Annotated in this window: 25 protein-coding genes; 19 read left to right on the top strand and 6 right to left on the bottom strand. The window is 69.6% G+C overall.

What is annotated here, in order from left to right; genetic code table 11:
- Window positions 1–46: 46 nt before the first annotated feature.
- Together Strain318_RS14105 and Strain318_RS14100 are read right to left on the bottom strand one after the other, a co-directional pair.
- Window positions 47–1240: a hypothetical protein gene (locus Strain318_RS14105; RefSeq protein ID WP_367886335.1), complete on the bottom strand. Its 1194-nt coding sequence runs from the start codon at window positions 1238–1240 to the stop codon at window positions 47–49.
- Window positions 1237–2694, bottom strand: a complete 1458-nt coding sequence (locus Strain318_RS14100) for a pyridoxal phosphate-dependent decarboxylase family protein (RefSeq protein WP_367886334.1) — start codon at window positions 2692–2694, stop codon at window positions 1237–1239. Before Strain318_RS14100 ends, Strain318_RS14105 begins: the two co-directional genes overlap by 4 nt.
- Between Strain318_RS14100 and Strain318_RS14095 the strand changes: the two genes are divergently transcribed.
- The 3 genes from Strain318_RS14095 (at window position 2693) to Strain318_RS14085 (ending at window position 7757) form a co-directional block, all read left to right on the top strand.
- Window positions 2693–3931, top strand: a complete 1239-nt coding sequence (locus Strain318_RS14095) for a hypothetical protein (protein ID WP_367886333.1) — start codon at window positions 2693–2695, stop codon at window positions 3929–3931. The genes Strain318_RS14100 and Strain318_RS14095 overlap by 2 nt on opposite strands.
- A 66-nt stretch (window positions 3932–3997) precedes the next feature.
- Window positions 3998–6343: a ShlB/FhaC/HecB family hemolysin secretion/activation protein gene (locus tag Strain318_RS14090; protein WP_367886332.1), complete on the top strand. Its 2346-nt coding sequence runs from the start codon at window positions 3998–4000 to the stop codon at window positions 6341–6343.
- Window positions 6344–6455: 112 nt separating this feature from the next.
- Window positions 6456–7757: a GGDEF domain-containing protein gene (locus Strain318_RS14085; protein WP_367886331.1), complete on the top strand. Its 1302-nt coding sequence runs from the start codon at window positions 6456–6458 to the stop codon at window positions 7755–7757.
- A gap of 26 nt (window positions 7758–7783) precedes the next feature.
- Here Strain318_RS14085 and Strain318_RS14080 read toward each other — a convergent pair whose 3' ends face one another.
- Together Strain318_RS14080 and pruA are read right to left on the bottom strand one after the other, a co-directional pair.
- Complete coding sequence (locus tag Strain318_RS14080; protein ID WP_367887931.1) at window positions 7784–8695, bottom strand: PhzF family phenazine biosynthesis protein; 912 nt, start codon at window positions 8693–8695, stop codon at window positions 7784–7786.
- A 38-nt stretch (window positions 8696–8733) separates the two neighbouring features.
- Entirely contained in the window at window positions 8734–10365 is a 1632-nt protein-coding gene (pruA, locus tag Strain318_RS14075; RefSeq protein WP_367886330.1) for an L-glutamate gamma-semialdehyde dehydrogenase, read from the bottom strand.
- Window positions 10366–10427: 62 nt separating this feature from the next.
- On the opposite strand from pruA, the gene Strain318_RS14070 reads away from it, so the two are divergent.
- The 10 genes from Strain318_RS14070 to Strain318_RS14025 all read left to right on the top strand — a co-directional run bounded on the left by Strain318_RS14070 (window position 10428) and on the right by Strain318_RS14025 (window position 17471).
- A complete protein-coding gene (locus tag Strain318_RS14070) occupies window positions 10428–11246 on the top strand; it encodes a hypothetical protein (RefSeq protein ID WP_367886329.1) in 819 nt (272 codons plus the stop codon).
- A complete protein-coding gene (locus tag Strain318_RS14065; protein ID WP_367886328.1) occupies window positions 11243–11929 on the top strand; it encodes a response regulator transcription factor in 687 nt (228 codons plus the stop codon). The genes Strain318_RS14070 and Strain318_RS14065 overlap by 4 nt, the downstream gene beginning before the upstream one ends.
- Window positions 11926–12831: a deoxyribonuclease IV gene (locus Strain318_RS14060; RefSeq protein ID WP_367886327.1), complete on the top strand. Its 906-nt coding sequence runs from the start codon at window positions 11926–11928 to the stop codon at window positions 12829–12831. The genes Strain318_RS14065 and Strain318_RS14060 overlap by 4 nt, the downstream gene beginning before the upstream one ends.
- 138 nt (window positions 12832–12969) lie before the next feature.
- The gene (locus Strain318_RS14055; protein WP_367887965.1) at window positions 12970–13308 is read left to right on the top strand and encodes an SWIB/MDM2 domain-containing protein; all 339 of its coding nucleotides are present in this window, start codon (window positions 12970–12972) and stop codon (window positions 13306–13308) included.
- Between the two features lie 85 nt (window positions 13309–13393).
- On the top strand, window positions 13394–14188 hold the full coding sequence (gene lepB / locus Strain318_RS14050; protein ID WP_367886325.1) for a signal peptidase I: 795 nt from the start codon (window positions 13394–13396) through the stop codon (window positions 14186–14188).
- Complete coding sequence (locus tag Strain318_RS14045; RefSeq protein ID WP_367886324.1) at window positions 14185–14682, top strand: RidA family protein; 498 nt, start codon at window positions 14185–14187, stop codon at window positions 14680–14682. Before lepB ends, Strain318_RS14045 begins: the two co-directional genes overlap by 4 nt.
- A gap of 14 nt (window positions 14683–14696) precedes the next feature.
- Window positions 14697–15209 carry a hypothetical protein gene (locus Strain318_RS14040; protein WP_367886323.1) on the top strand — a complete coding sequence of 171 codons (513 nt, stop codon included), beginning with the start codon at window positions 14697–14699 and terminating at the stop codon, window positions 15207–15209.
- A 35-nt stretch (window positions 15210–15244) separates the two neighbouring features.
- Complete coding sequence (locus Strain318_RS14035; protein WP_367886322.1) at window positions 15245–16636, top strand: M24 family metallopeptidase; 1392 nt, start codon at window positions 15245–15247, stop codon at window positions 16634–16636.
- A gap of 13 nt (window positions 16637–16649) precedes the next feature.
- Window positions 16650–17009 carry a co-chaperone GroES gene (locus Strain318_RS14030; protein WP_367886321.1) on the top strand — a complete coding sequence of 120 codons (360 nt, stop codon included), beginning with the start codon at window positions 16650–16652 and terminating at the stop codon, window positions 17007–17009.
- Window positions 17010–17042: 33 nt separating this feature from the next.
- Window positions 17043–17471, top strand: coding sequence for a BrxA/BrxB family bacilliredoxin (locus Strain318_RS14025; RefSeq protein ID WP_367887930.1), 429 nt, complete (start codon window positions 17043–17045; stop codon window positions 17469–17471).
- Window positions 17472–17618: 147 nt separating this feature from the next.
- Here the strand turns inward: Strain318_RS14025 and Strain318_RS14020 are convergent, their stop codons facing one another.
- Both Strain318_RS14020 and Strain318_RS14015 read right to left on the bottom strand, forming a co-directional pair.
- Window positions 17619–18917 (bottom strand): ABC transporter permease, encoded by a 1299-nt coding sequence (locus tag Strain318_RS14020; RefSeq protein WP_367886320.1) that lies wholly within the window; start codon window positions 18915–18917, stop codon window positions 17619–17621.
- Window positions 18910–19875, bottom strand: coding sequence for an ABC transporter ATP-binding protein (locus tag Strain318_RS14015; RefSeq protein WP_367886319.1), 966 nt, complete (start codon window positions 19873–19875; stop codon window positions 18910–18912). The genes Strain318_RS14020 and Strain318_RS14015 overlap by 8 nt, the downstream gene beginning before the upstream one ends.
- A 53-nt stretch (window positions 19876–19928) precedes the next feature.
- On the opposite strand from Strain318_RS14015, the gene Strain318_RS14010 reads away from it, so the two are divergent.
- Genes Strain318_RS14010 through Strain318_RS13985 form a run of 6 tightly spaced genes read left to right on the top strand, consistent with a single transcriptional unit; the run spans window position 19929 to window position 25679 of the window.
- A complete protein-coding gene (locus Strain318_RS14010) occupies window positions 19929–20888 on the top strand; it encodes an extracellular solute-binding protein (RefSeq protein ID WP_367886318.1) in 960 nt (319 codons plus the stop codon).
- Between the two features lie 18 nt (window positions 20889–20906).
- Window positions 20907–21689 carry an ABC transporter permease gene (locus Strain318_RS14005; protein WP_367886317.1) on the top strand — a complete coding sequence of 261 codons (783 nt, stop codon included), beginning with the start codon at window positions 20907–20909 and terminating at the stop codon, window positions 21687–21689.
- Window position 21690: 1 nt separating this feature from the next.
- Window positions 21691–22770, top strand: a complete 1080-nt coding sequence (locus Strain318_RS14000) for an ABC transporter ATP-binding protein (protein ID WP_367886316.1) — start codon at window positions 21691–21693, stop codon at window positions 22768–22770.
- The gene (locus Strain318_RS13995) at window positions 22764–23987 is read left to right on the top strand and encodes a glycosyltransferase family 2 protein (protein ID WP_367886315.1); all 1224 of its coding nucleotides are present in this window, start codon (window positions 22764–22766) and stop codon (window positions 23985–23987) included. Before Strain318_RS14000 ends, Strain318_RS13995 begins: the two co-directional genes overlap by 7 nt.
- Entirely contained in the window at window positions 23980–24678 is a 699-nt protein-coding gene (locus Strain318_RS13990) for a class I SAM-dependent methyltransferase (protein ID WP_367886314.1), read from the top strand. The genes Strain318_RS13995 and Strain318_RS13990 overlap by 8 nt, the downstream gene beginning before the upstream one ends.
- A complete protein-coding gene (locus Strain318_RS13985; RefSeq protein WP_367887929.1) occupies window positions 24675–25679 on the top strand; it encodes a class I SAM-dependent methyltransferase in 1005 nt (334 codons plus the stop codon). The genes Strain318_RS13990 and Strain318_RS13985 overlap by 4 nt, the downstream gene beginning before the upstream one ends.
- Window position 25680 lies beyond the last annotated feature (1 nt).

Raw genomic sequence — 25680 nt, 5'->3', positions numbered from 1 at the left:
CGCAAACCCTCGGTCGTTAATGGGACTGCGGCAGCCGTGATTCAGGTCACCGGGACGTGGCCATGACTTCGTCCAGCATTCCGTCCCACAGCGGCATCGTGACCCTCCAGAAGAAACGCTGCTGCCGACCTGGCTTCTTCGTGCGCGCCTGCAGCCGACCCATCCAATCCATGCCGCGGGTGCGCCGCAGCGGGGGCGGCGTCGCACCGACGTCCGCAAAGTCGCCCGCGAAGTACGCACGCACCCCGGCGCCGCGGTGCCGCACGACGGCCGGCGGCAGCGACGAGAAGCCCATCGCCCGCAGCCGCTGCTTGGCCGCATCGGTGACGTGCAGGTGGAAGTGCGCGAGCACCTCGCCGCTGTCGGTCGGTGATACGCCGGAGACCCAATACCAATACGGCTGGCCGCTGCGGACCCGGCGCGTCAAAGGATCGTCGGGGTCATCGACCTCGAGCGTGATCGGCCAGCGCGACGTGAACTCGCTGGAGTCGATGACGACGATGCGATCCTCGCGGTCGGAGAACATCACCACGCCGGGCCCGCGGAAGTTCCATGGCTTCCAATAGACGCGCTCGTAGCGCTCCTTCATCCACGACGGGATCTCGTCGGGCGACGAGAGGTCGCCGTACCAGCGTCCGAGCCAACGGTCGAAGCGCACGCCGAGCAGGGCGCCGAGCCGATCGCCGGCTGCCGTGCCCGCCGTCGGATCCTCGAGTGTGTTGAACTCCGCCACCACGCTGCCGCCGCGCGCGACGAATCGTTCGAGCGCCGTCACCTCGGCGTCCTTCATCCCGCCGTAGATCAACTGCGAGGGCTCGAGCTCGCCATGAGTGGTCGAGTCGTCATCCGCGAGATAATCACCCGTGTACACGCCGTAGGCATCGGCGATGTACACCAGGCGTGCGCCGGCGAGATGCGTGCTGTCGAGGTCGGTGCCGACCTTGGTGAGCGGCGCGTAGCCCACATAGTCCTCGGCGTAGCGCCAGGCGACGCCACCGCGCGGATCCATCACGCGCCGGTGGTCCAGCCACCAGTGCACGCGCTCATGCTCGCGCCATGCGGCATGCGGCAGGGTCTTGTCGATGACGACGACCCCGACCGACCGCGCCGGCGTCAGGTGCCACCAGACCGTCGGCAACACGAGGAGCGCAACCAGGACCACGAGCAGCGTCACGCGCACGACCGGGAAACGCCGCCCCGTTCGCGATTCCGGCTTGGGAGGAAACAGGGGCGCGGTCATGCCTGCGCCGCCTCACGCAGCAGTCGCCAAGCCTCGGCCACGTGCCGCTCCTCCGTGCGCAGGTTGCCGATGGCGATGCGCAACGTGTAGCGCCCGTCGAGTTTGGTGTGCGAGAGGAACACGCGCCCGCTGGCGTTCACGCGCTCGAGGATGGCCGCGTTGTGGCGCTCGAGCGCCGCCTCGTCAACCACGCCCGTCGGCCGGTGCCGGAAGCACACCACCGACATCGTGACCGGCGCGAGCAACTCCCAGCCGGGCTCGGCGGCGATCCATTCCGCCGCACGCTCGGCCAGCGCACAGTGGAAGCGCAGCCGCGCCTGGATGCCCGCGAGCCCGAAGGCCCGCAGCACGAACCAGAGCTTGAGGGCCCGGAACCGACGGCCGAGTTGGAAGGAGTAGTCGGAGTACGACAGCGCCACGTCCTGCTCGCGCGTGCGCAGGTACTCCGGCGTCAGCGAGAATGCGCGGCGCAGCACGTCCGGATGCCGCGTCCACAGCACGCTGCAGTCCATCGGCGTGAACAGCCACTTGTGCGGGTTCACGACGAGTGAATCCGCCCGCTCCAGCCCGGCGAACATCGCGCGACGCTCCGGCAGCATCGCGAGCACGCCGCCGTACGCCGCGTCCGCGTGCAGCCACAGGCCGTGGCGCTCGCAGAGCGCGGCGATCTCGGCGATCGGATCCACCGCGGTGCTCGAGGTCGTGCCGAGCGTCGCGACCACGGCCATAGGTCGCATGCCGGCCGCGACATCGGCCTCGACCTGCGCGCGCAGCGCATCGACGCGCATGCGCTGCGCGCCGTCGCTTGCGATGCGCACGCAGTTCGCGCGGCCGAGCCCGAGGGTGATCACGGCCTTGTCGACCGATGAGTGCGCTTGGTCCGAGCAGTACACGCGCAGCGCGGGCAGGTCGCTGCGGCCCGCCATGCCGCGCTCGCGGATGTCGAGGGTCGCGTCGCGCTCGCGCGCTGCCGCCAGCGCCTGCAAGGTGCTCGTGCTCGCCGTGTCGGTGAGCATGCCGAACCACTCGCGCGGCAGGCCCATGGCGTCGCGCAGCCATCCGGTGGTGACCTGCTCCATCTCGGCGAGCACGGGCGACGTGCGCCAGAGGATGCCGACCTGGTTGAGGGCGGCGCTCACCAGCTCACCGAGGATGCCGGGGACCGACGCCGTGTTCGCGAAGTAGGCGAAGAAGCCCGGATGGTTCCAGTGCGTAACGCCCGGCATCACGACGCGGTCGAGGTCCGCGAGGATCGCGTCGAGCGATTCCGCCTCGGGCGGCATCGCCGCCGGCAGCGAGGCGGCGACGGCCCCCGGTGCAACCGGAGCGAGGACGGCGTAGCGTTCGGGAGATCCGAGGTACGTCGCGATCCAATGCGCCAGCTGCGTGGCGTGTCGCTCGAACTCCTCGAGCGGCAGGTCGCCGTGCTCGGCGGGACGGGGAGGCGCACTCATGGCAGAAATGTACGAAGACGACGATCGACGGCTCGATGCCGCCGTGTCGCTCGGCATCATCTCGGCTGAGCAGGCGGCAGCGATCCGCGCGCTGGCCCCCGCACGCCGCGCCACGACGTCTCCGCGTCCGGTGGACGCCTCGGTCATCGGCTACATCCTCGGGGCCGTGACCGTGCTCTCGGCGATGGGCTGGTTCCTCGCGGACCGCTGGGACTGGCTGGGGGCGGGTGGCGTGCTGGCGGTGGTCGGGCTGTACATGGCGCTGTTCCTTGGCGTCGCGCAGCGGCTCCGACGCGAGGGCTTCCAGACCGCGGGCGGACTTGCCGTGCTCCTCGCCGTGGCGATGGTCCCGATTGGCGTCGTCGCCCTGAACGAGCTGACGCGATGGATAGCAGCGGACGTCCCGGCGTCGTGCCGCAACTCCCGGTTCGACCTCGTCTTCGACTTCCACCTCGGGCGCTGTCGCGGACTCGAGATCGTCGTCGAACTCGCGACGCTGGCGGCGGCGCTGGTGGCCGTGCGCCGCGTGCGCTTCCCGCTCTTCGCGCTGCTGATCGCCGGCCTCCTGCTGCGGTTTCTCTTCCACGCCGCCGATGCCGCGCTGGCCGGAGAGCTCGGCGCCGTCGGCACGGGCTGGGTGTGGTGGATCGCCGCGAGCCTGGTGACGGCGGGGGCGTATGTCGCCGACCGCGTCCAGCCGCGCGGCGAGGATTACGCCCTGTGGCTGCATGCGCTCGCCGTCTTCGCCGCGGCGACCGCATCGGCGATGCTCCTCGGGGAGTACGAGGTGTTCCGGCACCTGCTCCCGCCGGCGGCGCTGGTCGCGTTCCTGTTCTCGCTGCGCATGCGCCGCATGCCGTGGACCCTGCTCGGCTTGGGCTGGTTCGTGGCCTATCTCGGATGGCTCGCCGCGGATGTGTTCCGCGACACGCCGGTCTTCCCGATCATCCTCGCCGCGCTCGGGCTCGCGGTGATCATTGGCACGGTGTGGATCCAGCGGAACGCGGCGATGCTGGTCGCGCGGTTTGGCGTCATCTCTCCCGACGGGCGGCCGACCTTCCCGGGTGGCGCCGGATTGCTGCTGCTCCCGGTACTCGTTGGCGCGCTGCAGCTGCCGGCGGCCGCGGCCTTGGATGCCGCGAACCGGCGCGGGATGCTCGCTCGGGTGGAGACCCAGCGGCGGCAGGCCGCTGCGGCGGACTCGACCCGGGAAACCCCTCCCCCGCGCAGGCCGTAGGTCCCGACATCGTCGCCACCGCGCCAGTCGGGGGCGTCAAGGCATTCCAGACGGGGTATCAGACTGATGGTCGCGCTCGGCTTACTGCTCGCCTTCCAGGTCACGGTGCAAGTGAACCGAGACTCCAGCACTGCCAGCGGCAGCATTTCGGTGCGTCCGCCATCGCGAGAGCGCATCGCCGTCACCGACGAGCACCGCCGCACGGCATTCAAGGACAACGCGGCGCGCGAGCTGCTGCTGCGCGCGCGCGCAGCCCGGCTGCAGCAGGACTCCTCGCTGTACAGCTATGAGGTCAAGAGCTACCAGCGCATCTCGGCCGGCATGTCGTTGCGCGAGACGGCGCGCGAGCGCTTGGTCTGGCGAGGCGAGAATGCGTCGCGGGTGCGCTGGCAGCGTGGACGCGGGGCGCGGGTCGAGGTGCTCGGTGCCCGCATGGTCGCGCCGATCACGCAGGGCATCAAGGAAGCCGAGGCGGAGCTCGAGAGCGAGATGGCCTCCGAGCTCGACGACATGCTCGCGGTGCCGTACTACCCGGGCAAGGACCAGCTCTGGCTGTTCGAGATGGTCGGCTCGTCGGACAACGACGGGTCGCCGATGCTGATCCACCCGGTGGCCGAGGGGTCGGAAGCATACTTCACCTTCGCCAGCGGCGACTCGGTGGACATCGTGCTGCCCGACGGGAAGCGCCTCAAGTTGCGCGAACTCATCGCGACGCCGCGGCGGGCCGTGTGGAATCTCGTCGTGGGGTCGTTCTGGTTCGAGACGGAGAGCGCGCAGCTCGCGCGCGCCGTGATGCGCTTCTCGGCACCGATGGACATCTGGGAGACCGTCGAGGCCGAGGATCCCGACGCCCGGAAGGACATGCCGGCCCCCGTGCGGGGCATGCTGACGCCGATGCGCGCGGAGATCACGGCCGTGACCATCGAGTACGGCCTCTTCGAGCAACGGTACTGGCTGCCGCGCACGCAGGGCGCGGAGGGCTATGCGCGGGTGAGCTTCATGCGCGTGCCGTTCCGGATCGAGCAGCGGTATCGCTATGAAAGCGTGAACGGCTTCGATGACCTGCCGGAGGTGCCGAGGGTCAACCGCGTCGACAACGATTCGTTGACGCAGTCCTTCCGCGACCGCGGGCTGGATTCCGCCGCCGTGCGCGATTCCGTGCGGGCGTTCTACGCCGCGCGCGAGGAGCTGTTCAAGGTGGAACGGGCTGCAGGCTGCGCGCGCACGGGCACGTACCGCGTGTACGAGACGCGCGGCAACGGTGCGCTCTCGATGGCCGTCGACGTGCCCTGCGACATGAAGCAACTCACCGAGTCCGCCGAGCTGCCGCCGTCCATCTACGACCCTGGCGAAGAACTCTTCGGCGCCGCGCAGCGCGACGAGCTCATGCGGATGCTCGACTTCGGCCTGCAGCCGGCGTGGGCGCCGCGCAAGCCGACGCTCGAGTACGGCCTGGCCTACACGCGCTACAACCGCATCGAGGGCTTCGGCACAGGCGCCCGGATGAGCACGACGCTCGGCAAGGGCTACAGCGTGGCGCTCGATGGCCGCGCCTCGGGTGGCGACCTGCAACTCAACGGTGGCCTGTCCGTCGCCCGCAGCAACGGCCGCACGCAGTACCACGCGGGCGTGTTCCGTCGCTTGAACGTGAGTTCGGATTTCGGCGATCCGCTGTCGTTCGGTGCCTCGCTCCCGAACCTCTTCTACGCGCGCGACGAGGGCTTCTACCATCGCAGTTGGGGTGCGGAGCTCACGCGCGAGCGCGTGCCGCGCGGCGGGCTGGAGTGGCGCGTCTTCGCCGAGCAGCAGTGGAACGCGCGTGTCGATAGCCGCTGGTCGCTGTTCGGTGGTGCCAACGACGATCGCTTTCTCGGCAATGTCGTCGCGGACACCGGTTGGTTCTATGGTGCGGGCCTGCGCTGGCGCGGCAGCCGCGGCCTGGATCCGCGCGGGTGGCGCATGAGCGCCGACCTGCGGCTCGAGGGAGCGACCGGCCAGATGGACTACGGCCGCGCCTTCCTCGAGACCATCGTGAGCCGTGGCCTCGGCCCCGTGACCGCGTCGGTCACCGCGGCGGCCGGCACCAGCGAAGGCGAACTGCCGGCGCAGCGCCAGTTCTTTCTCGGTGGCCTGTGGAGCGTGCGCGGCCAGACGGCGGGCACGGGGGTCGGTGAGGCATTCTGGCTGAGCCGCGTCGAGTTGGGCACGGGCAGCGTGGCCGCGCGGCCAGTGCTGTTCGGCGACTTGGGTTGGGCGGGGCCTCGCGACGGCTGGAATGCGATGGGGCGCCCGATGAGCGGTGTCGGCGTCGGGGCGAGCTTCTTCGACGGGATGGCGCGCATCGACCTCTCGCGCGGCATGCATCCCCGCTGGCAGACGCGACTCGACCTGTACCTCGAGGCCAGGTTCTAGACGCGCGCAGGGTGTGGGGTTGTGACGTATGCCCTTGCGAGACTGTCGGGATAGTGGCCTTTTCAAGGGCTACGGTCCATCGCCGGGCTAAGTCGGTCCCACCCTCCCCCTCGTGACAGTCCCGCTGACCCCCCCCTCACGCAGCAGCGACGAGCACTACGCCGAGATCCTGCGCTGGCAAGCGCGGTACCGGATGCTGTTCGCGTCACTGATCGGCTTCGGGACCATCACCCTCAAGTGGTTCGGCGTGGTCTCCGCCGAATCCGTGCTGATGGCACGTTACGGCCTCCGCGGCGTGCTGCTGGCGATGCTCGGGCTCGTCGTCGCGTACGTCGTAGGGCACCGCGTGCTCGTGGCCGTGCTCATGCGGCGTGGTCACGCGCCGATGGGCGTCGTCGTCGGCGCCATCGCGTCCGATACGGTGATCCTCTTCGGCAGCGCGCTGCTCATCACGCCGCCCGAGCATTTCGATCGCGCCTTGCTGCTCTCGATCTTCACGGTGCAGTTCACGCAGATCTTCTTCGGGTGGACGGCGACCATCGCCAACCTCATCCTCATCGGCGCCGGCTACACCACGCTGGTCGCGGTGGCGGCCGACGCCAGCATGATCGCGACGCCGGCGGAAGAGCTGTGGACGCTGGCGCTGTATGGCATCGGCGTGCTGCTCTACGTGGCGCTGCAGGGCCATGTCGCCGCGCGGATGCGGCGCCTCGTGGAGATCTTCCAGCGCGCCCAGGATGGGGACTTCTCGGCGCGCTACGAGGAAGAGCCGGACCAGATGCCGGACCCGGTGAGCGTCATTGGCCGTGCGTACAACCAGATGCGCGAGCGGTTGCAGGCGATCGTCCTCACCGATCCGCTCTCGGGTTGCTACAACCGGCGCGGTCTCAACCAGCTCGCCGAGCGCGAGGTCTCACGCGCCATCCGGCAGAAGAAGGAACTCGCGGTGCTGGCCATCGACCTCGACCACTTCAAGCGCATCAACGACGACTACGGCCACCTCACGGGGGACGAGGTGATCCGTGAGGTCGGCGCGCTGCTCCGCACGACCGCCCGCGAGGCGGACATCGTGGCCCGCTTCGGCGGCGAGGAGTTCACGATCTTGGCTCCCGATTCGAACGAGGAGGGCGCGCTCATCCTCGCGGACCGCGTGATGCAGGCCTTCCGCAACTACCGGTTCCGCTCGCTACCGCCGGACATCCGCATCACGGCGAGCATCGGCTTGGCCGCCGATTGGGCGCGCGACGACGACGTCTCGAAGACGCTGCTCGCCCGAGCTGACGAGGCCTTGTACGTCGCGAAGCGCAACGGGCGCGATCAAGCGGTCGTGTGGCATGCCGGCATGCGCGCCTTCGACGGCACGCCCCCCAAGGTGCGGAGCTCCGTCGTGGGGATGCTGCGGATCAACGACTAGCGCGCGCCGCCGCGCGCGCTCGCCGATCAGCGCGCCGGTAGCCGCAGTCGGCCCTCGCCGGTCAGCACGGCACGCCCCGCCACCTTCACCGCCGTCACGGCGCCGCCGACCTTCGTCGCGCGCACCTCGAGCAGGCTGGGACGTCCCATCTCGATGCCCTGCCGCACCGTCCAGGCGAACTCCCCGTCCGGCTTCGATTCCTTCGTGGCCAGCCAGCCGCCGAAGGCCGCGATCGCCGACCCCGTGGCGGGATCCTCCGGCACGTTGATGCCCGGCGCGAACATCCGCGCGTGCCAGGCCTGCTCCCCGTGCTCGGCGTCCCGCGCCGCGACGAGGATCTCCGGGGCCCATGAACGCTTCAGCGTCTGTTCCCACAGGTCCACGCGCACGCGCGCGCGGCGCACGGCGTCCACGCTCTTGAGCGGCACCATCAGGAACGGATAGCCGCAGCTCACCGCGGCCGGCGAGAGCGAGCCGCCGACCAGATCCTTGGCGTCGAGCGAGAGGATCTCGGCCAAGGTGTTCAGCGTCGGCACCGAGGGCCCGATCTCGGGCATCTTCGCCGCCGAAAGCTCGGCCCACGCGAGCCCGTCGCCTTCGACGCGCACATCGACCGGGACCGTGCCGATCTTGAGGTCGAGGGTCAGGGTGCCCTGCGTCGCGCCGCCGAGGGCGCCCTCGACCAGCGCCAGCGCGGCCGCCGTGCCGATCGTCGGATGGCCGGCGAAGGGCATTTCCTTCTCCGGCGTGAAGATGCGCACCGTCCGCGTATGCGCGGCGTCCTTCGCGGGATACACGAAGGTCACCTCCGAGAAGTTGAACTCCCGCGTGATGGGGAGCAGCAACTCCTCGGGAATGCCGCTCGCGTCGGGGAAGACCGCGAGCTGGTTGCCGCCGAAGGGCGTGGCGGTGAAGACGTCGAGCGTGAGGTAGCGCAGAAGCGTGGACGGTGAAGGGTGAGCGGACGACGCGGGGCCTAGCCCATGTGCGGATACTTGTAATCCCGCGGCGGCACGAAGGTCTCCTTCACGGTCCGCGCGCTGACCCAGCGCAGCAGGTTGAGCTTCGAGCCCGCCTTGTCGTTGGTGCCCGAGGCGCGCGCGCCGCCGAACGGCTGCTGGCCGACGACGGCACCCGTGCACTTGTCGTTGATGTAGAAGTTGCCGGCGGCGTGGCGCAGCGCCGCATGCGCCTGCTTGAGCGCGCTGCGGTCCTGCGCGAACACCGCGCCCGTGAGCGCGTACGGCGAGGTCTCGTCGACGAGCTTCAGCGTCTCTTCCCACTTGGCGTCGTCGTACACGTAGGCCGTGACGATGGGGCCGAAGATCTCCTCGCACATGAGGCGGTACTTCGGATCCGTGGTCTCGACGAGCGTGGGCTTCACGAACCAGCCGGTCGAGCCGTCGGCCGTCCCGCCGGCGATCACCTTCGCGTTCTGCTTGGCGTCGGCGAGGTACCCGCTGATGCGATCGAAGGCGCGCTGGTCGATGACGGCGCCCATGAAATTCGAGAAGTCGTTCGTGTCGCCGACCTTGATCTCGTCGATCATGGCGGTGATGCGCGCCTTCACCTCGGGCCAGATGCTCTTGGGCACGTAGATGCGCGAGCAGGCCGAGCACTTCTGGCCCTGGTACTCGAAGGCGCCGCGCACGACGCCCACCGCGAAGGCCTGCACGTCGGCGCTGGCGTGCGCGATCATGAAGTCCTTGCCGCCCGTCTCGCCGACGATGCGCGGATACGAGCGGTAGCTGCTCATGTTCGTACCGATCGTGTTCCACATCGAGTTGAACACGCCGGTGGAGCCGGTGAAGTGCACGCCGGCGAGGTCGCGGTGCTTCAGCGCGATGTCGCTGATCATTACCGGGTCGCCGGGCAGGAAGTTGATGACGCCCTTCGGAAGCCCGGCCTCGTGCAGGAGCTGCAGCGTGTACCAGGCGGAGAGCATGGCGCTGGCGGCCGGCTTCCAGAGCACGGTGTTGCCCATCAGCGCCGGCGCGCCGGCGAGGTTGCCGCCGATGGCCGTGAAGTTGAACGGCGTCACCGCGTAGACGAAGCCTTCGAGCGCGCGGTATTCGCTCTGGTTCCACATGCCGGGGCCGGAGATCGGCTGCTCGCTGTAGAGCTCGCGTGCGAACTGCACGTTGAAGCGGAAAAAGTCCGTCATCTCGCAGGCGGCGTCGATCTCCGACTGGAAGACGTTCTTCGACTGGCCGAGCATGGTGGCGGCGTTGATCGTGTCGCGCCAGGGGCCGGCGAGCAGGTCGGCGGCCTTGAGGAACACGGCGGCGCGCTCCTCCCAGGTCCACTCGCTCCATTCCTTGTACGCCTTCTTGCCGCTCTCGATGGCATCGTGCACGTCCTGCGCCGTGGCGTGGTGCCAGGTGGCCGTGACGTGCTGGTGCTTGTGCGGCGAGACGGCGTTGACGGCCTTGCCGCTGCGGCGCTCCTCGCCGTGCACGACGACGGCGATGTCGGGGCGCTCGCCTTCCATGGCCTTGATGCGGGCTTGGAGGGAAGCGCGCTCGGGGGAACCCGGGGCATAGCTGCGGATCGGTTCGTTCACGATCGGCGGCAGCTGACGGACGCCGTTGGGCGAAAAGGTCGACATGGTCTGGGTCCGAAGAGGGAGAAGACGTGGAAATCTAATGGCCCGCCGGGCGATACTTCAGCATGTCCATACGCGTTTCGCGCCATGCGGTGTACCTGCTTGCGCTGCTGGGCCTCTCGGCCTGTCTCCCGCAGCCGGTCGAGTGGGCCGAGGAGACGCGACGACGCGACGGTATCGTCGCCGAGAGCAGCGTGCTGGTGCTCGACGCCGACGCGGCGGATGGGGTCCAGCTGGTACCGCAGTGGACGCCGCCGGCATGGCCGGAGGAGCCCTCGGCCTGCACCGCGACGCGCCGCGCCACGCGCGCGCTCGGCGAGGAAGCCTACGCGAGCTGGTTCACCGTGCGCGCCGATTCGAGCGTCCTGCTGCGTGTTGCACGCTCTGACGACGGCGGGCACACCTGGCAACCCGCCGTGACGGCGGACTCGTTGGACGTCGGGCGCGCGGGCTGTGCGCGGCCGGTGCCGTACATCGCCGCGGATTCGCTCAACGGCTATGTGCACCTCGTCTACTTCCTCGATGCGCGGGAAGGGGCCGGGGTGTTCTTCACGCACACGATGGAGCGCGGTGCCTTGTTCCACGAGCCCGTCCCCATCGTGTACGGTGACCGGCCGTCGCAGGCCGCGGTCGCGTCGCGCGGCGACACGGTGATTGTCGCGTATGAGGATCCCAACTCCCGCCTGCCACGCCTCGGTCTCGCGCTCTCGCGGGTGCAAGGCCACATTTTCGAGCATCGCATTCCGGCGTCCGACGAGACGGGCGAGGCGCGCACGCCGCGCGTCGCCCTGCGTGGGACGCAGCTGGTGGTGGCATGGACGGCGACCTCGCGCGGGGGGACCTCGCCGCGCACGGCCATTCGCGCCGGAACCCTGACCTGGTGAGCACGGCTTTGCGCATCCTCCTCGCCGACGACGACTTGCTCATGCGCGAGCTGCTGCAGACGGTGTTCGCCGCCTATGGGCATGAGGTCGAGGTCTTCGATGACGGCGCCGAGGCGTGGGCGGCGTTCAACGAGGCGCCCGCCCCGATGGTCGTGCTCGACTGGGAGATGCCGCGCATGGACGGCCTCGAGGTCTGCCGGCGCATCCGGGACCACGACGCAGGCGAGGACACCTACCTGCTCGTCATCACGGCGCGCTCGAAGGCGGCGGACCTGGAAGACGTGCTGAAGGCCGGCGCCGACGACTACCTCTCGAAGCCCGTGACGCCCAGCGACATCGCGGCGCGCCTGCGCATCGCCGAGAAGCGCATCGAGGTCGCGACGGCGCGGCGACGGGCCGAGGAAGAGCTGCGCAAGGCGCGGTATCTCGCCGGCGTCGGCGAGATCTCGCTCGCGCTGCAGCACGAGATCAACAATCCGCTCGCCGCGCTGCTCACGACCGCCGAGATCGTGAAGCAGGGCATGGTCCCGGCCGAGGAAATTCCCGCCGCCCTCGCGACGATCGAGACGCAGGCGAAGCGCATCGTCGAGGTGCTGAAGCGCCTGCGCGAGGTCCAGACGGACAAGTCGGTGGAGTACGCGCACGGGCAGCGCATGGTGGATCTCTCGGGGCGCAAGCCGTGAACCGGCCGCTGATCGGCGTGCATCCTGCCGACGAGGGCGGGATGCCGATGGCGATCCGTCGGGCGGCCGCGGCGGGTGCGGAGGCGGTGCAGGTCTTCACCGCGCCGCCGACGTACTACAACGAGAAGGTGACGCTGAAGCCGCCGAAGGTCGCGGCGGCGCACGCGGCGCTCGCCGACGTCGGGCTGACGCCGCGGGCCATCTTCGTGCACGCCGCGTACGTGCTCAACACCGCGTCCGCCGAAGAGGAGAAGGCGCGCCGTGCGGCGAGCGGCCTCGCCAAGGAGTACGAGCGCACGACCGCCCTCGGCGCCTTCGGCTGCTGCTTTCACCCCGGCTCGGCGGGCGAGAGCGCGCCGGAGGATGCGGCGGTGCGCGTCGGCCGCGCGATCGCACAGGCGCTGGAGGCGGTGCCCGAGACGGCCGCGGGCACGCGCGTGCTGATCGAGAACACGGCGGGGGCGGGCAAGACGATGGGCCGCACGCCCGAGGAGATCGCGATCATGCTCGCGCAGGTGCCGGCGGCGCTGCGGCATCGCACGGGCTACGGCCTCGATACCTGCCACCTCTTCGCCGCGGGACATCCCATTCACGAGAGCGCCGTGCGACTCCGCGAGGTGCTCGACGCCTTCGAGCGGACGATCGGCGAACCACCCGCGTTCTTCCACCTGAACGACAGTCAGCACGCCTTCGGCTCGAACAAGGATCGGCACGCGCTGCTCGGCGAGGGCATGCTCGGCGCCGAGCCGTTCCGCTGGCTGCTGGAGGACGCGCGTACGAGGGGAATTCCCTGCATTCTCGAGACGCCGAGCGAGCGCACGGAGGTGGCCGAGGACGATGCGAGTGCCGACCCGGCGGACGCCCGGATGGTGGCGCTCCTGAGGGGTTTCCTGGGCGCCTGAGGGCCGCCCCAGAGGGAAAAGCGGCAGTTCTCGCTCTTGCGCGGTACGCGGCGCCCCTTACTTTCGAGAGCAGAACGCGCAGCGCTCGACCGGGCGAAGCAGCGCGTTCGACAAACTTCCTTTCGAGGAGAAGTTCGAATGGCTGCCAAGAAGAAGGCTGCGAAGAAGCCGGCGAAGAAGGCCGCGAAGAAGCCGGCGAAGAAGGCCGCGAAGAAGGCCACGAAGCGCAAGCCGAATGCCGCGTTCATGAAGCCGGTGACGCCGAACGAGAAGCTCGCCGCCGTCGTCGGCGCTGCGCCGCTGCCGCGCACCGAGCTCACCAAGAAGCTCTGGGCCTACATCAAGAAGAACGGCCTGCAGGACAAGAAGAACCGCCGCATGATCAACGCCGACGACAAGCTCAAGGTCGTCTTCGGCGGCAAGGGCCAGGTCTCGATGTTCGACATGACCAAGCTCGTCTCCAAGAACCTCAAGTAAGCTCGGGGTCCTTGGTAGACCTGAGGGGCGCGCCGCGAGGCGCGCCCCTCTCGTTTTCGGGCCCGTCTCCGGCGAGATTCCCCGTATGGCAAGCAAGAAGCGCGGCTCGAAGGCCGCCCCGAAGAACGTGGTCGCCGCGGCCCGCGAGGGCGGCGGCTCGAAGTTCGACGCCAAGAAGTTCTGGGAGGGCTTCAAGTCGATCGCCGCGACGCTGGCGATCTTCCTGCTCCTGCGGACCTTCCTCATCGAGGCGTATCGGATTCCCTCGGGCTCGATGATCCCGTCGATGCTGATCGGCGATTGGCTGTTCGTGAACAAGCTGCGCTACGGCCCGCACGTGCCGTTCACGGACATCAACTTGCCGGGCTACGCCGACCCGCAGCGCGGCGAGATCGTGGTGTTCATCTCGCCGCTGCAGATCGACCAGCCGGAGGACCCGACGCCGATCCTCGTGAAGCGGCTCATCGGCATGCCGGGCGACACGATCTACTCGCGCGACGGCGTGGTGCACGTGAACGGCGCGCCGCAGCGCCTCGGCTTCCAGACGGCCGACCGCTCCGGCGCGCCGGGCGACGAGTGGCATCCGCTCTTCGACTGGCAGAAGCGCATCGCGCTGGATTCGTCGCGCTTCGGGCCGGCACCGGCGCGGCCCACGCTCGACGACTGGGGCCCGCTGGTCATCCCCGAGGGCTACTTCTGGATGATGGGCGACAACCGCTATCAGTCGAAGGATTCGCGCTACTGGGGCATCGTGCCGCGCAAGAACGTGCGCGGCAAGCCGCTGTTCGTGTACTACTCGTGGAACGCCGACGACTCCGACCGGCCGTTGCCGTTCCTGACGGACATCCGCTGGTCGCGCATCGGGCACGTGTTCAGATGAGAGACCTCCGGATCGCGGCATTGGCCAGTGGCGTCGCCGTCGCCGCCGCGGGACTCGCCGTCGCGCTGTTTCTCCGCGAAGGCGCGGCGCGCGACGGGACGCTGCCGCAGGGCGCTGACGTCGAGTACCTCACGCCCTTCGGCAAGCCGACGCGGCCGTTCTCGCCGGCCGTGCGCGTCGGCGACCTGCTGTTCCTCTCCGGGCAGATCGGCACCGACGCGTCCGCCAATGGCGGGCTCATCGCGGGCGGCATCGAAGCCGAGACGCGGCAGACGCTGGAGAACATCAAGCGTACGGTCGAGGCCGTGGGCTCGTCGATGGACAAGGTCGTGAAGTGCACGGTGATGATGGCCGACATGGCCGAGTGGGACCGCATGAACGTCGTGTACCGCGAGTTCTTCCCCGAGGGGCGGTTGCCGGCGCGCTCGGCGTTCGGGGCCTCGGGCCTCGCGCTCGGCGCGCGCGTGGAGATCGAGTGCATCGCCACCCGCTGAACTAGAGCACGCCGATGCCGCTGCTGCGCCCGACCGCCGTCCTGAGCCTCGAGGACATCGAAGCCCTGGAGAAGCCGGGGCTCTGGCGACGGCTGGGCCTCTCGCTGGTGGCCATGGCGATCCTTACGGGCGCCAGCCTGCGCATGTACCGCGCGCTGGTGTTGACGTTCGGCTGGAGCGACTCCTGGCTGTGGATCGGCGGCACGTTCATCGGCGGCGCGATGATCCTGTTCCTCATGGCGACGCTGCATCTGGGGAACTATCCCGTGAAGGCGTGGTGGTGGCGGACGCCGGTCTTCGCGCTGGTCGAGGCGGGGACGGAGATCCTGGTGTCGCTGGTGCTGACCTATCTGGGGCTCGAGGTGGTGGGTTCGATGCAGGCGACGCTCGAGGACTGGCAGGTGACGTCGTTGCGGACGTTGTTCTTCCGGTTCGCGGGTATCTCGCTGTTCGCGCTGGTGCTCGCGTTGGTGTCCACGGTGGTTCGATGGCTTCTGCTCAAGAAGCGTGAGGTGACGCATACATGAACGGCTTTGCCACAGAGGCACAGAGGCACGGAGGATTGCGTGGCGTCATCGGCGGCTTCGCGCTGTGCGCCGTGTCGTTGCTGACGCTTGCACCTCAAGTCGCGGCGCAGCAGCGGCCCTTCGGGACGCTGCGCGAGAAGGCGGTGCTGCAGCAGGCTTGGTTGGAGAGTCGCCTCAAGACGGTGCTGCCGGCGGTGATGCGCCGGCACGGCGTGGATGCGTGGGTGATCCCCATGCGGGAGTACAACCACGATCCGATGTTCTCGTCGTTGGTGGCGCCGGAGACCTTTGCGGCGCGGCGGCGGACGATCTACGTGTTCTTCGACAAGTGCGCCGCGGGCGGTCGCGTGGATCCGGGCGACGGCAGCTGCGTGGAGCGCATCGCGCTCGGCGGCACCTCCCAGGGCGGCCTCTACGATGCGCGCCGGGCGATGGCCGCCGTGGACGCCGGCGCCGAGGCGCGGCAGGCGGAGTTGGTGGGCGCCGAGCAGTGGAACGCGCTCAAGAGCGTGCTCGAAGAGCGCAATCCACGGAAGGTCGCGATCAATGTGTCGCGCAACTTCGCGTTCTCCGATGGCCTCACGGCCGGTGAACGCGATGGCATGAGCGAGGCGCTGGGGCCGACGTGGACCTCGCGCTTCACGAGCAACGACGCGCTGGCGCTGGACTTCATCGCCACGCGGTTGCCCGAGGAGGCGGAGTTCTACGCCAAGCTGCAGGAGCTGGTGTGGACGCTCACGCAGCGGATGTTCTCGAACGAGGCCATCACGCCGGGCGTCACGAAGACCGGCGACCTCGTGTGGTGGTGGCGGCAGCAGGTGAACGACCTCGGGCTCGGGACCTGGTTCCAGCCCAGCATCAGCGTGCAGCGGCGCGGCGTGAGTGCGGCGCAGCTGGGCGCCGACCCGGTCATCCAGCGCGGCGACGTGCTGCATTGCGATGTCGGCATCACGGCACTGGGCCTCAACACCGACACGCAGCACAACGCCTACGTGCTGCTCGAGGGCGAGACGGCGCCGCCGGCGGGGCTGCAGCGGGCGCTGCGGAACGCCAACCGGCTGCAGGACATCACGATGGAAGAGCTGCGCCCCGGGCGCAGCGGCAACGCGATCCTCGCGGCGTCGCTCTCGCGCATGCGCGCCGAGGGCCTGAATGGCACGCTCTATTCGCACCCGATCGGCATGCACGGGCACGGGGCGGGCGCGCTGATCGGCCGCTGGGACGCGCAGGAGGGCACCGGGCCGCAGGGCGAGCCGCTGGTGATCCCGAACATGTGGTACTCGATCGAACTGCAGGTCACGACGCCGGTGCCCGAGTGGGGCAACCAGCCCGTCCGCATGGCGCAGGAGGAAGACGCGATCATCGGCCCCGACGGCCGGACGCGCTGGGCCCTGCGTCGGCAGTCGAACCTTTTCCTCGTCCGGTGAGTTTGTGCCTCGTATGCGCAAAGGCAAGAAGGAGCTGATCGTCGTCGGCGACCGCGTCCTCATCAAGATCGAAGAGGGCGAGGAGCGCTCGAAGGTAGGGCTGTACCTTCCGGCCACGGCCGTGGACAGCCAGGCGGTGCAGGGCGGGCGGATCGTCGCCACGGGTCCGGGCACGCCGCTCCCGGAGGTGACCGACCACCTCGACGAGCCCTGGCGCATCACCGGCCAGAAGGAAACGCGGCACATCCCGATGCAGGCGCAGGTCGGGGACTATGCCCTGTTCTTTCGCAAGGCGGCCGTAGAAATCACGTTCGAGAACGAGCGCTATCTCGTGGTGCCTCAGGCGGCGTTGCTGGCCCTGAGCCGCGAATAGGCCTCACCAGACCCATACGGAGAGACGCACATGATGTACGACGAACGGTTCATCGGTCCCATGCGCGCGGAGATCGCACAGCTCGGCGTGGCGGAGCTGAAGTCCGCCCAGGCGGTCGACGACGCCCTCAAGGGCACCAAGGGCACGCAGTTGATGGTCGTGAACTCGATGTGCGGCTGTGCGGCGCGCAACATGCGTCCCGCCGTGGCCATGGCCCTCAAGCACAGCGTGACGCCGAACCACAAGTTCACCGTGTTCGCCGGCAACGACGTGGACGCCACCCGTCAGGCCCGCGCGTACTTCACGGGCTACGCGCCGAGCTCGCCGTCCATTGCATTGCTCAAGGACGGCAAGCTAGTGCACATGATCGAGCGCTGGCAGATCGAAGGGCGCGCGGCGGAAGAGATCGCGCAGGACCTGACGGCGGCGTTCGACAAGCACTGCGCGCCGGCGGCGGTGTAAGCCTCACGGCCTTTCACCACGAAGGCACGAAGGGAGCCGCAGTAGACTCTCGGGCCCGCAACGCCAAAGAAGCAATGCTTCTTGGGGTCGCGGGCCCGAACGATTGTCGCGAGGCCCTTCGTGCCTTCGTGGTGAAGGCCGTCGCAGTTACGCCTGCTTGATCCAGCGCATGAGCTCCTTGATGCTCGGACGCTTGCCGTACATGAGCAGGCCCACGCGGTAGATCCGGGCCGAGAGCCAGGTCACGAAGGCGCAGGCCAGCGCGAGGACCGCAAGCGAGCCGACGATCTCCCAGGCCGGAACCGGCGAAGCGGTCATGCGCATGGGCATGATGATCGGCGACGAGAACGGCAGCCAGCTCATCGTGTGCGCCAGCTGGCCGTCGGGACTGGTCGCCACCGGCTGGACGAAGATGATGCTGAACACCAGCAGCATCATCACCGGCTGCGCCGCCTGCTGCGCCTCTTCCAGCGAGCCGACCATCGCGCCGACGGCGGCGAAGAGCGTCGCGTAGAACGCGTAGCCGAGCACGAAGAACAGCAGCAGCGCGGCCAGCACCAGCGGGTCGATCGTCGGGAACACCAGGCTGGGCAAGGCCGGGAGTCCCATGGCCTCGAAGATGCGCGCGCGCTGGGTCCAGAACAGGATGCCGCTGGTGGTCCACACGAGCATCTGCGTGAGACCCACGGCGCCGACGCCGATGATCTTGCCGGCGAGCAGCTTGTCGGGGCTCACGCTGGAGACCACCACCTCGGCCACGCGCGTGGTCTTCTCCTCCAGCACGCCGCGCAGGACGTTCTGGCCATAGAGCAGGATGCTCATGTAGAGCAGGAAGGTCACGCCGAAGCCGAAGATCGTCGCCGCGAGGCCTGAGCCCTCGAGTCCCTTGTCCGTGACCTTCTGCGTCGCGATGCTCACCCGCACGCGGGCCAGCGCGCTGGCAGACTGCGCATCGAGGCCAGCCCCCTCAAGCCGCGTCGCGAGGATGGCCGTGCGGGCGGCGCCTTCGATCGCATCGATCTGGCCCACCGACCCGGCGTCACGCCCGAAGTAGCGGGCGCGCCCGCTCGCCACGGTCCCGGTGTCGAGCACCAGCACGCCGCTGATCTGCTTCGTGCGCACGGCTTCGAGCAAGGTCGCCTCGATGGCGGGCAGGTCGCCCTGCGCCACCGTGTCCACCCGCGCCATCGCGGCGGCGTCGCTGCCGCTGGTCAGCGCCGGCGTGGCCAAGCGCTCGGCGACGCGCTGCCCCAGCCCCGCACCGCTGGCGTCCACGATGGTCAGGCCCGTGACGCGGGCCTCGCGCATCCCCTTCACCGACAGGTAGCCGGGAAGGATCATGATCGCCGCGAAGAACACCGGGCCGAACAGCGTCACGATGAGGAACCACACCGTGCGCACGCGCTCCAGATACTCGCGCTTGATGACCGTCCAGAGCTTAGCCATGTCCGCTCATCCCCTCCTCGACGCCCGTGGCGCCGACGCGTTGCAGGAAGATCTGGTGCAACGACGGCTGCACCTTCTCGAAGCGATTGATCGTCGCGCCGGCGGCGACCAGCCGCTGCAGCAGCGCCTGCGCGTCGGCGCCCTGGCGCAGTTCCACCTCGAAATAGCGCGAGTGGTCGTCCACGCGGTCCACCAGCTCGCGGTCGCCGAGCACCTGCATCACGGCCGGCGTCGCGCCGCCGTCGAGGGCCAAGGCCACGGTGCGGCCGGCATTCTCGGCCTTCACCGCCGCCACGCTGCCGTCGAGCACCTTCTCGCCCCGCGCGATGATGCACACGGCGTCGCAGAGACGCTCGGCGTTGTCCATCAGGTGCGTCGAGAAGATCACCGTCTTGCCGCGGCGCCGCAGCTCGACCACGGTGTCCTTCAGCGCCTGCGCATTGATCGGGTCGAGGCCCGAGAAGGGCTCGTCGAGGATGACCAGCTCGGGGTCGTGCAGCAGCGTGCCGATGAACTGCACCTTCTGCTGCATGCCGCGCGAGAGTTCGTCGACCTTGCTCTTGCTCCAGTCCTTCTCGGCCGTGCGCAGCGTGAGGCGCTCGAGCCACTCGTCGATGCGGCGGTCGGCGTCCTTGCGGGCCACGCCCTTCAGCTCGGCGAGGAAACGCAGCACGTCGCGCACGTTCATCTTCTTGTAGAGGCCGCGTTCCTCGGGGAGGTAGCCGAGCCGATCCTGGATGGATGTGTCGCGGTTCGAGCGGCCGAGCAGCGTGATGCTGCCCGAGTCCGGGGCGATCACGTTGAGGATCATGCGGATGGTCGTCGTCTTGCCGGCGCCGTTGGGACCGAGGAGGCCGTACACGGTGCCCGTGGGCACGGCGAGCGAGAGGTCGCGGACGGCGACGTGCTCGGCGTAGCGCTTGTTGACGCCGCGGATGTCGAGGGCGAGTTGGGACATGAAGGTCCGGGGAGAGGGACGCATCAAGATACGGGTGGGCGCTAACTTTCGGCATGCCAGTCCTGCTGCTCGTGGTGCTCGCCCTCGTCGGCTGCGGCGGGTCGCGCACGCCGGAACGCACGCTCACCGTGTTCAACGCCGGGTCACTGGCGCGGCCGATGCGCGCCGTGCTCGACACCTTCGCGCGGCGTGAGGGCGTGGCCGTCGCGCAGGAAATCGCCGGCTCGCTCGAGAGCGCGCGCAAGCTCACCGAACTCGGCAAGATTCCCGATGTGATCGCCCTCGCCGACGCCGACGTGTTCCCGCAGTACCTCGTGCCCACGCACGTCGCGAGCTACACGCTCTTCGCCCGCAACCGCATGGTGGTCGCGTACACCGAGCGTTCCCGCTACGCGCAGGAGATGCAGACTTCGACGTGGTCCGATATCCTGACGCGCCCCGACGTGGAGGTCGGGCGCTCGGACCCCGAGCTCGACCCCAACGGCTACCGCACGCTGATGGTCTGGCAGCTCGTCGAGCGCAGCCGCGGCGTGCCGGGGCTCGCCGCCCGGCTCGAGGCGCGGGCCGTGGCGCGCAACGTGCGCCCGAAGGAGGCGGACCTCGTCGGGCTGCTCGAGGCCGGCGAGCTCGACTACATCTGGTCCTACGAGTCGATGGCCAAGGCGATCGGCTTCCGCTACGTGCTGCTGGGCGATTCGGTGGACCTGTCGGTGCCGGAACTCGCCGACGTCTACCGCGCGGCCAGCGTGTCGGTGCGCGGCGCGGTGTCGGGCAGTCGCGTGACGTTCACGGGCGCGCCGATCGTGTACGCCTTCGCGGTGCCGCGCGAGGCGCCGCAGCCGGCGCTCGCGCAGCGCTTCGCGGATTTCCTTGTCTCCACCGAGGGCAAGGCGATCCTGCGCCGCGAGGGCCTCGAGGTGATGGACCTGCCGGAAGTCGTGACGGGCACGCAGCGCAGCGGGATGCTCGCGGCGGCACCTCGCGCGGGCCTGCGTTCGAGCGGCTCGCGCTGAACGATGCGGCATCGCGGCATGCAAGCCCTGCTGAGCATCGTGGCGGCGCTGATGGCGTCGCTGCTGCTCGTGTTCCTCGCGGCGCCGATCCTGCGGCTCGTGACGGAAGGCGGGGCGGCGGGCCTCGCGCGACTGGGCAGCGACGCCGAGTTGCGCCGCTCGCTGCTGTTGACCGGGCTTACGGCGACGGCGGCCACCGGGCTCGGCGTCCTCGGCGGCACGCCGCTGGCCTGGCTGCTGGCGCGCAAGGAGTTTCCCGGCCGCGCGGCGCTCTCGGCGCTGCTCGACCTGCCGCTGCTGATCCCGCATCCGGTCGCGGGCATTGCGCTCCTCCTCCTGCTCGGCCGCGACAGCGCCGTCGGCGGCGCGGCCCTGGACCTCGGCCTGCGCATCGTCGGCACGCCGGTCGGCATCATCGCGGCGATGCTGTTCGTGAGCGCGCCGCTGTTCGTGAGCGGCGCGCGCGAGGCCTTCGCCAAGGTGGACGCGCGCTACGAGGGCGTGGCGCGCACGCTTGGCGACTCGCCGTGGCGGGCCTTCCGCCGGGTCACGCTGCCGCTGGCCTCGCGGGGCCTGCTCGCCAGCGCCGTCGTGATGTGGGCGCGCGCGGTCTCGGAGTTCGGGGCGATCGTCATCCTCACGTACAACCCGAAGGTCGTCAGCGTGCTCAGTTACGACCGCTTCACGAGCTACGGGCTGCAGGAGGCGCTGCCCGTCGCCGCCGCGCTGGCGCTGCTGGCCTTGGTGCCGCTCACGCTGCTGCGCGCGCTGCGTACCGATGACGGCCGGCGGAAGACCTGAGATGATCGCGCTCTCGGGTGTCACGGCGCGGAAGGGGCGCTTCGCGCTCGCCGACGTGAGCGTCTCGCTCGCCGAGGGCGAGTACGGCGTGGTGATCGGGCCGGCGGGATCGGGCAAGACGACGCTGCTCGAGGTCATCGCCGGATTGCTCGTGCCCGCGGCGGGCACGGTGCAAGTGGGCGGCGTGGACGCGCGCCGGCTCGCGCCGGAGGATCGCCACCTCTCGCTGGTGTACCAGCACGCGTACCTCTTTCCGCACCTCTCGGTGCGCGACAACGTCGCCTATGGGACGGCCGACGCCCGCAGCCTGCAGGAAGTCGAGGAGCGGCTCGACGTCGGCGCGTACTACTCGCGCGACATCCTCGGACTGAGCGGCGGCGAGCGGCAGATCGTCGCCCTCGCGCGGGCGCTGGCGCGCCGCCCGCGCCTGCTGCTGCTCGACGAGCCCTTCTCCGCGCTCGACCCGCGGCGGCGCATGCTCGTGCGGCGCGAGGTGCGGCAGCTGCACCGCGACTGGGGGCTCACGACGCTGCAGGTCACGCACGACTTCGCCGAGGCCGGCATGCTCGGCGACCGGGCCATCCTGCTCGACGCCGGCCGCGTGCTGCAGCAAGGCACGCCGGCGGAGGTGTTCCGGCGGCCGGCCTCGCCGTACGTGGCGGAGTTCCTCGGGGCGGAGAACGTGTTCGGCGGCATCGCACGCGAGCTCGGCGAGGTGTCGCCGGATTGGGTCGAGGGCGATCCCGCGCAGTATGCGCGTGGGCACCGCGCCTTCGCGTTCGAGACGGAGGGGCTGACGCTCTATGCCGTGGGCGACTTCGCGCCGGGCGTGGGGCACGCGGTGATCCGGGCCGAGGAGATCACGATCTCGCGCGACCACGTGCACGACTCGGCGCGCAACCGCCTCGCCGGGCGGGTGACGGAAGTGCAGGCGCTCGGCGCCCTGACGCGCGTGACGCTCGACGTGCGCGGGGTGCCGTTGGTGGCGGCGCTGACGACGCGATCGGCGTTGGAGCTGCGGTTGGAGCCGGGGTTGGCGGTGGTGGCTAGCTTCAAGGCCATGGCGGTGCATCTGTGCTGAGCAATGGGCCGATCGAGGTCTCGGTCGTGTTGCCGTGTCTCAACGAGGCGGAGACCGTCGTCACCTGCGTGCAGAAGGCGCGGGAGGGACTCGCGTCCGCAGGGGTCGTCGGCGAGGTGATCGTCGCCGACAACGGCAGCACCGACGGATCGCAGGAGCTCGCGCGCGCGGCCGGCGCCCGCGTGGTCGCCGCGCCTGAGCGCGGGTACGGAGCCGCGTTGCTCGCGGGTATCGCGGCTGCGGAGGGGCGATACGTGATCATGGGCGACGCCGACGATTCCTACGACTTCCGGGAGATCGGCAAGTTCGTGGCGAAGTTGCGCGAGGGGTATGACCTCGTGCAGGGGTGCCGCTTGCCGAGCGGTGGCGGCACCATCGTCCCGGGCGCGATGCCGTTCCTGCATCGCTGGTGGGGCAACCCGATGTTCACGTGGATGGCGCGGCGCTGGTTCCGCGCCCCCGTGGATGACGTGAACTGCGGGCTGCGGGGCTTCTCGCGTGCGTTCCAGGCTCGCCTGCGCCAGCGATGCACCGGCATGGAGTTCGCGAACGAGATGGTGATCAAGATGGCGCTCGCCGGTGCGCGGATCACCAACGTGCCGATCACGTTGCATGTGGATGGACGCACGAAGCATCCGCCGCATCTCCGCACGTGGCGTGACGGGTGGCGCACGTTGCGGTTCTACCTGCTGCTCTCGCCCCGTTGGCTGTTCTTGGTGCCGGGGGTCGCGTTGATGCTCGCGGGCGCATTGGCGTTCATCGCTGGCTTCTTCAACCTCTCGCTCGGGCCGGCGCGATTCGCCGAGAGCACGATGCTGTTCGGCAGCCTGTTCGTGTCGACGGGATTCCTGCTCGTGCAGTTCGCCGTCTTCACGAAGGTCTTTGCCATCAACGAAGACCTGTTGCCCGCGGACCAGCGGCTGCTGCGGACGTTCCGGGCGCTGTCGCTGGAGAGCGGGATGCTTGGCGGCGCGGTGGTCGCGGCCGTCGGCTTTGCCATCCTCGGGAGTGCCGTGCTGGACTGGCGCGCGGCGGCTTGGGGTCCGATGGACCTTTCGCGCATGCTGCGGACGGTGATCCCGGGCGCGTTGCTCGCCTTGCTCGGCGTGCAGGCCGTCTTCGGGTCGTTCTTCCTGGGCATCCTTGGGATGCAGAAACGCGTGGCCTCCTCGCAGGCTATCGTGTCACCGGAAGGGCTCGGGCGCGCCGATGGCTGAGTCGGGGGCGGGCGCGGAGTTCGACGCGTACGCGGCGGAGTACGATGCCGACCTCGCGGCGGGCCTCCGCCTCACGGGCGGGGACAAGCAGCACTATGCCGAGGAGCGGGTGCGCCTGCTCCGCGACCGGCTCATCGAGATCGGCCGCTGGCCGGTGCGTCGCGTGCTCGACTACGGTTGCGGTGACGGCGACACCGCCCCGCTGCTCCGCGATGGGCTCGAGGCGGCCGACGTGGTGGGCGTCGACGTGAGCGACGAGATGCTCGCGCGTGCGCGAGCCCGTCATCCGTGGGCGCAGTGGGGCAGGGTCACGGACCTTCCGACACTCGGCTCCTTCGATGTCGCCTACTGCAACGGCGTCTTTCACCACATCCCGCGGGCTGCGCGCCATGCCGCGGCGGTGGCCGTGCACGACGCGCTGGGTGCGGGCGGTGTCTGGGGATTCTGGGAGAACAATCCATGGAATCCCGGCACGCGGTTCGTGATGTCGCGGGTGCGATTTGACCGTGACGCCGACATGCTGAACCCGCCGACGGCTCGCAGGCTGCTGCGGTCGGCGGGGTTCAGGGTGGTCCGGACGGACCATCTCTTCGTGCTGCCGTTGAGCGTCCCCGTCGTCCGTCGGGCGGAGCGGCTCGTCTCGCGCCTCCCCTTGGGCGGGCAGTTCATGGTGCTCGCGTGCGCGCAATGATCGACGCGGCGGCAGCCGAACGCGCGGAGTTCGAGCGTCCGGACATCCCGTCGATTGCCGAAGAGGCGGTGCCGCGCTGCGACCACTGCGCGAGCGAGGCATTCACGGTCTACGCCAGCGGTCGCGACTACGAGTTGCGCACCTGCCGGAACGAGTGGCGGTTCGTGCGCTGCGCGGACTGCGGCCTCGTGCGGCTGCATCCGCGGCCGGCCCTCACGGCCCTCGATACCATCTATCCGGCGACGTACTACGCGTACGAATACGAACGCATCCCCTGGGTGGCGCGGACGGCCAAGGCCCTCCTGGACCGCCGGAAGCTCGGGCGCATCCTCCGGGATACGGGGCGGCCCGTGCGCAGCTACGCCGACATCGGCTGCGGGACCGGTCGTTACCTCGACGCCATGCACGCCATCGGCGTGCCGAAGGCGCAGATCTATGGTCTCGAGCTCGACGCCGCGACCGTCGAGCGGCTTCGTGTCGCCGGATACCAGGTGCACTGTGAGCGCGTCGAGACCTGCACGCAGGTGCCCGATGGATCGCTGGACCTCGCGACCATGTTCCACGTGATCGAACACGTGGAGTCCCCGGCGGCCGTGCTCGGTCGGGTGGCGCGCTGGCTCGCGCCGGGCGGCGTGCTCGCGCTGGAGACACCGAACCTCGACAGCCTCGATGCACGGTTGTTCCACGACCGCTGGTGGGGTGGCTACCACATCCCGCGACATTGGACGCTGTTCACGCCGGAAGGCCTGCAGGCGATGTTGCGGGCGCAGGGCCTCGAACCGTTCGCCGTGCGCTATCAGACGGGACATTCCTTCTGGATGTACTCACTGCACCATCGGCTGCGATACGGGCCGCGGCCGCGGCCGCGGCTCGCGCGGTTGTTCGACCCATTGCGGAACGTGCTGCCGTTGGCAGCCTTCACGGCATTCGACCTTCTGCGCGGTGCCCTCGGCGCGTCTACGTCCGCGATGCTCGTGCTGGCACGGCGTCCGGCCGCATAGA

It is taken from the genome of Pseudogemmatithrix spongiicola (genome assembly GCF_030623445.1).
Taxonomy (GTDB): Bacteria; Gemmatimonadota; Gemmatimonadetes; order Gemmatimonadales; family Gemmatimonadaceae; genus Pseudogemmatithrix; species Pseudogemmatithrix spongiicola.
This window is presented reverse-complemented; position numbering and strand designations above follow the sequence as displayed.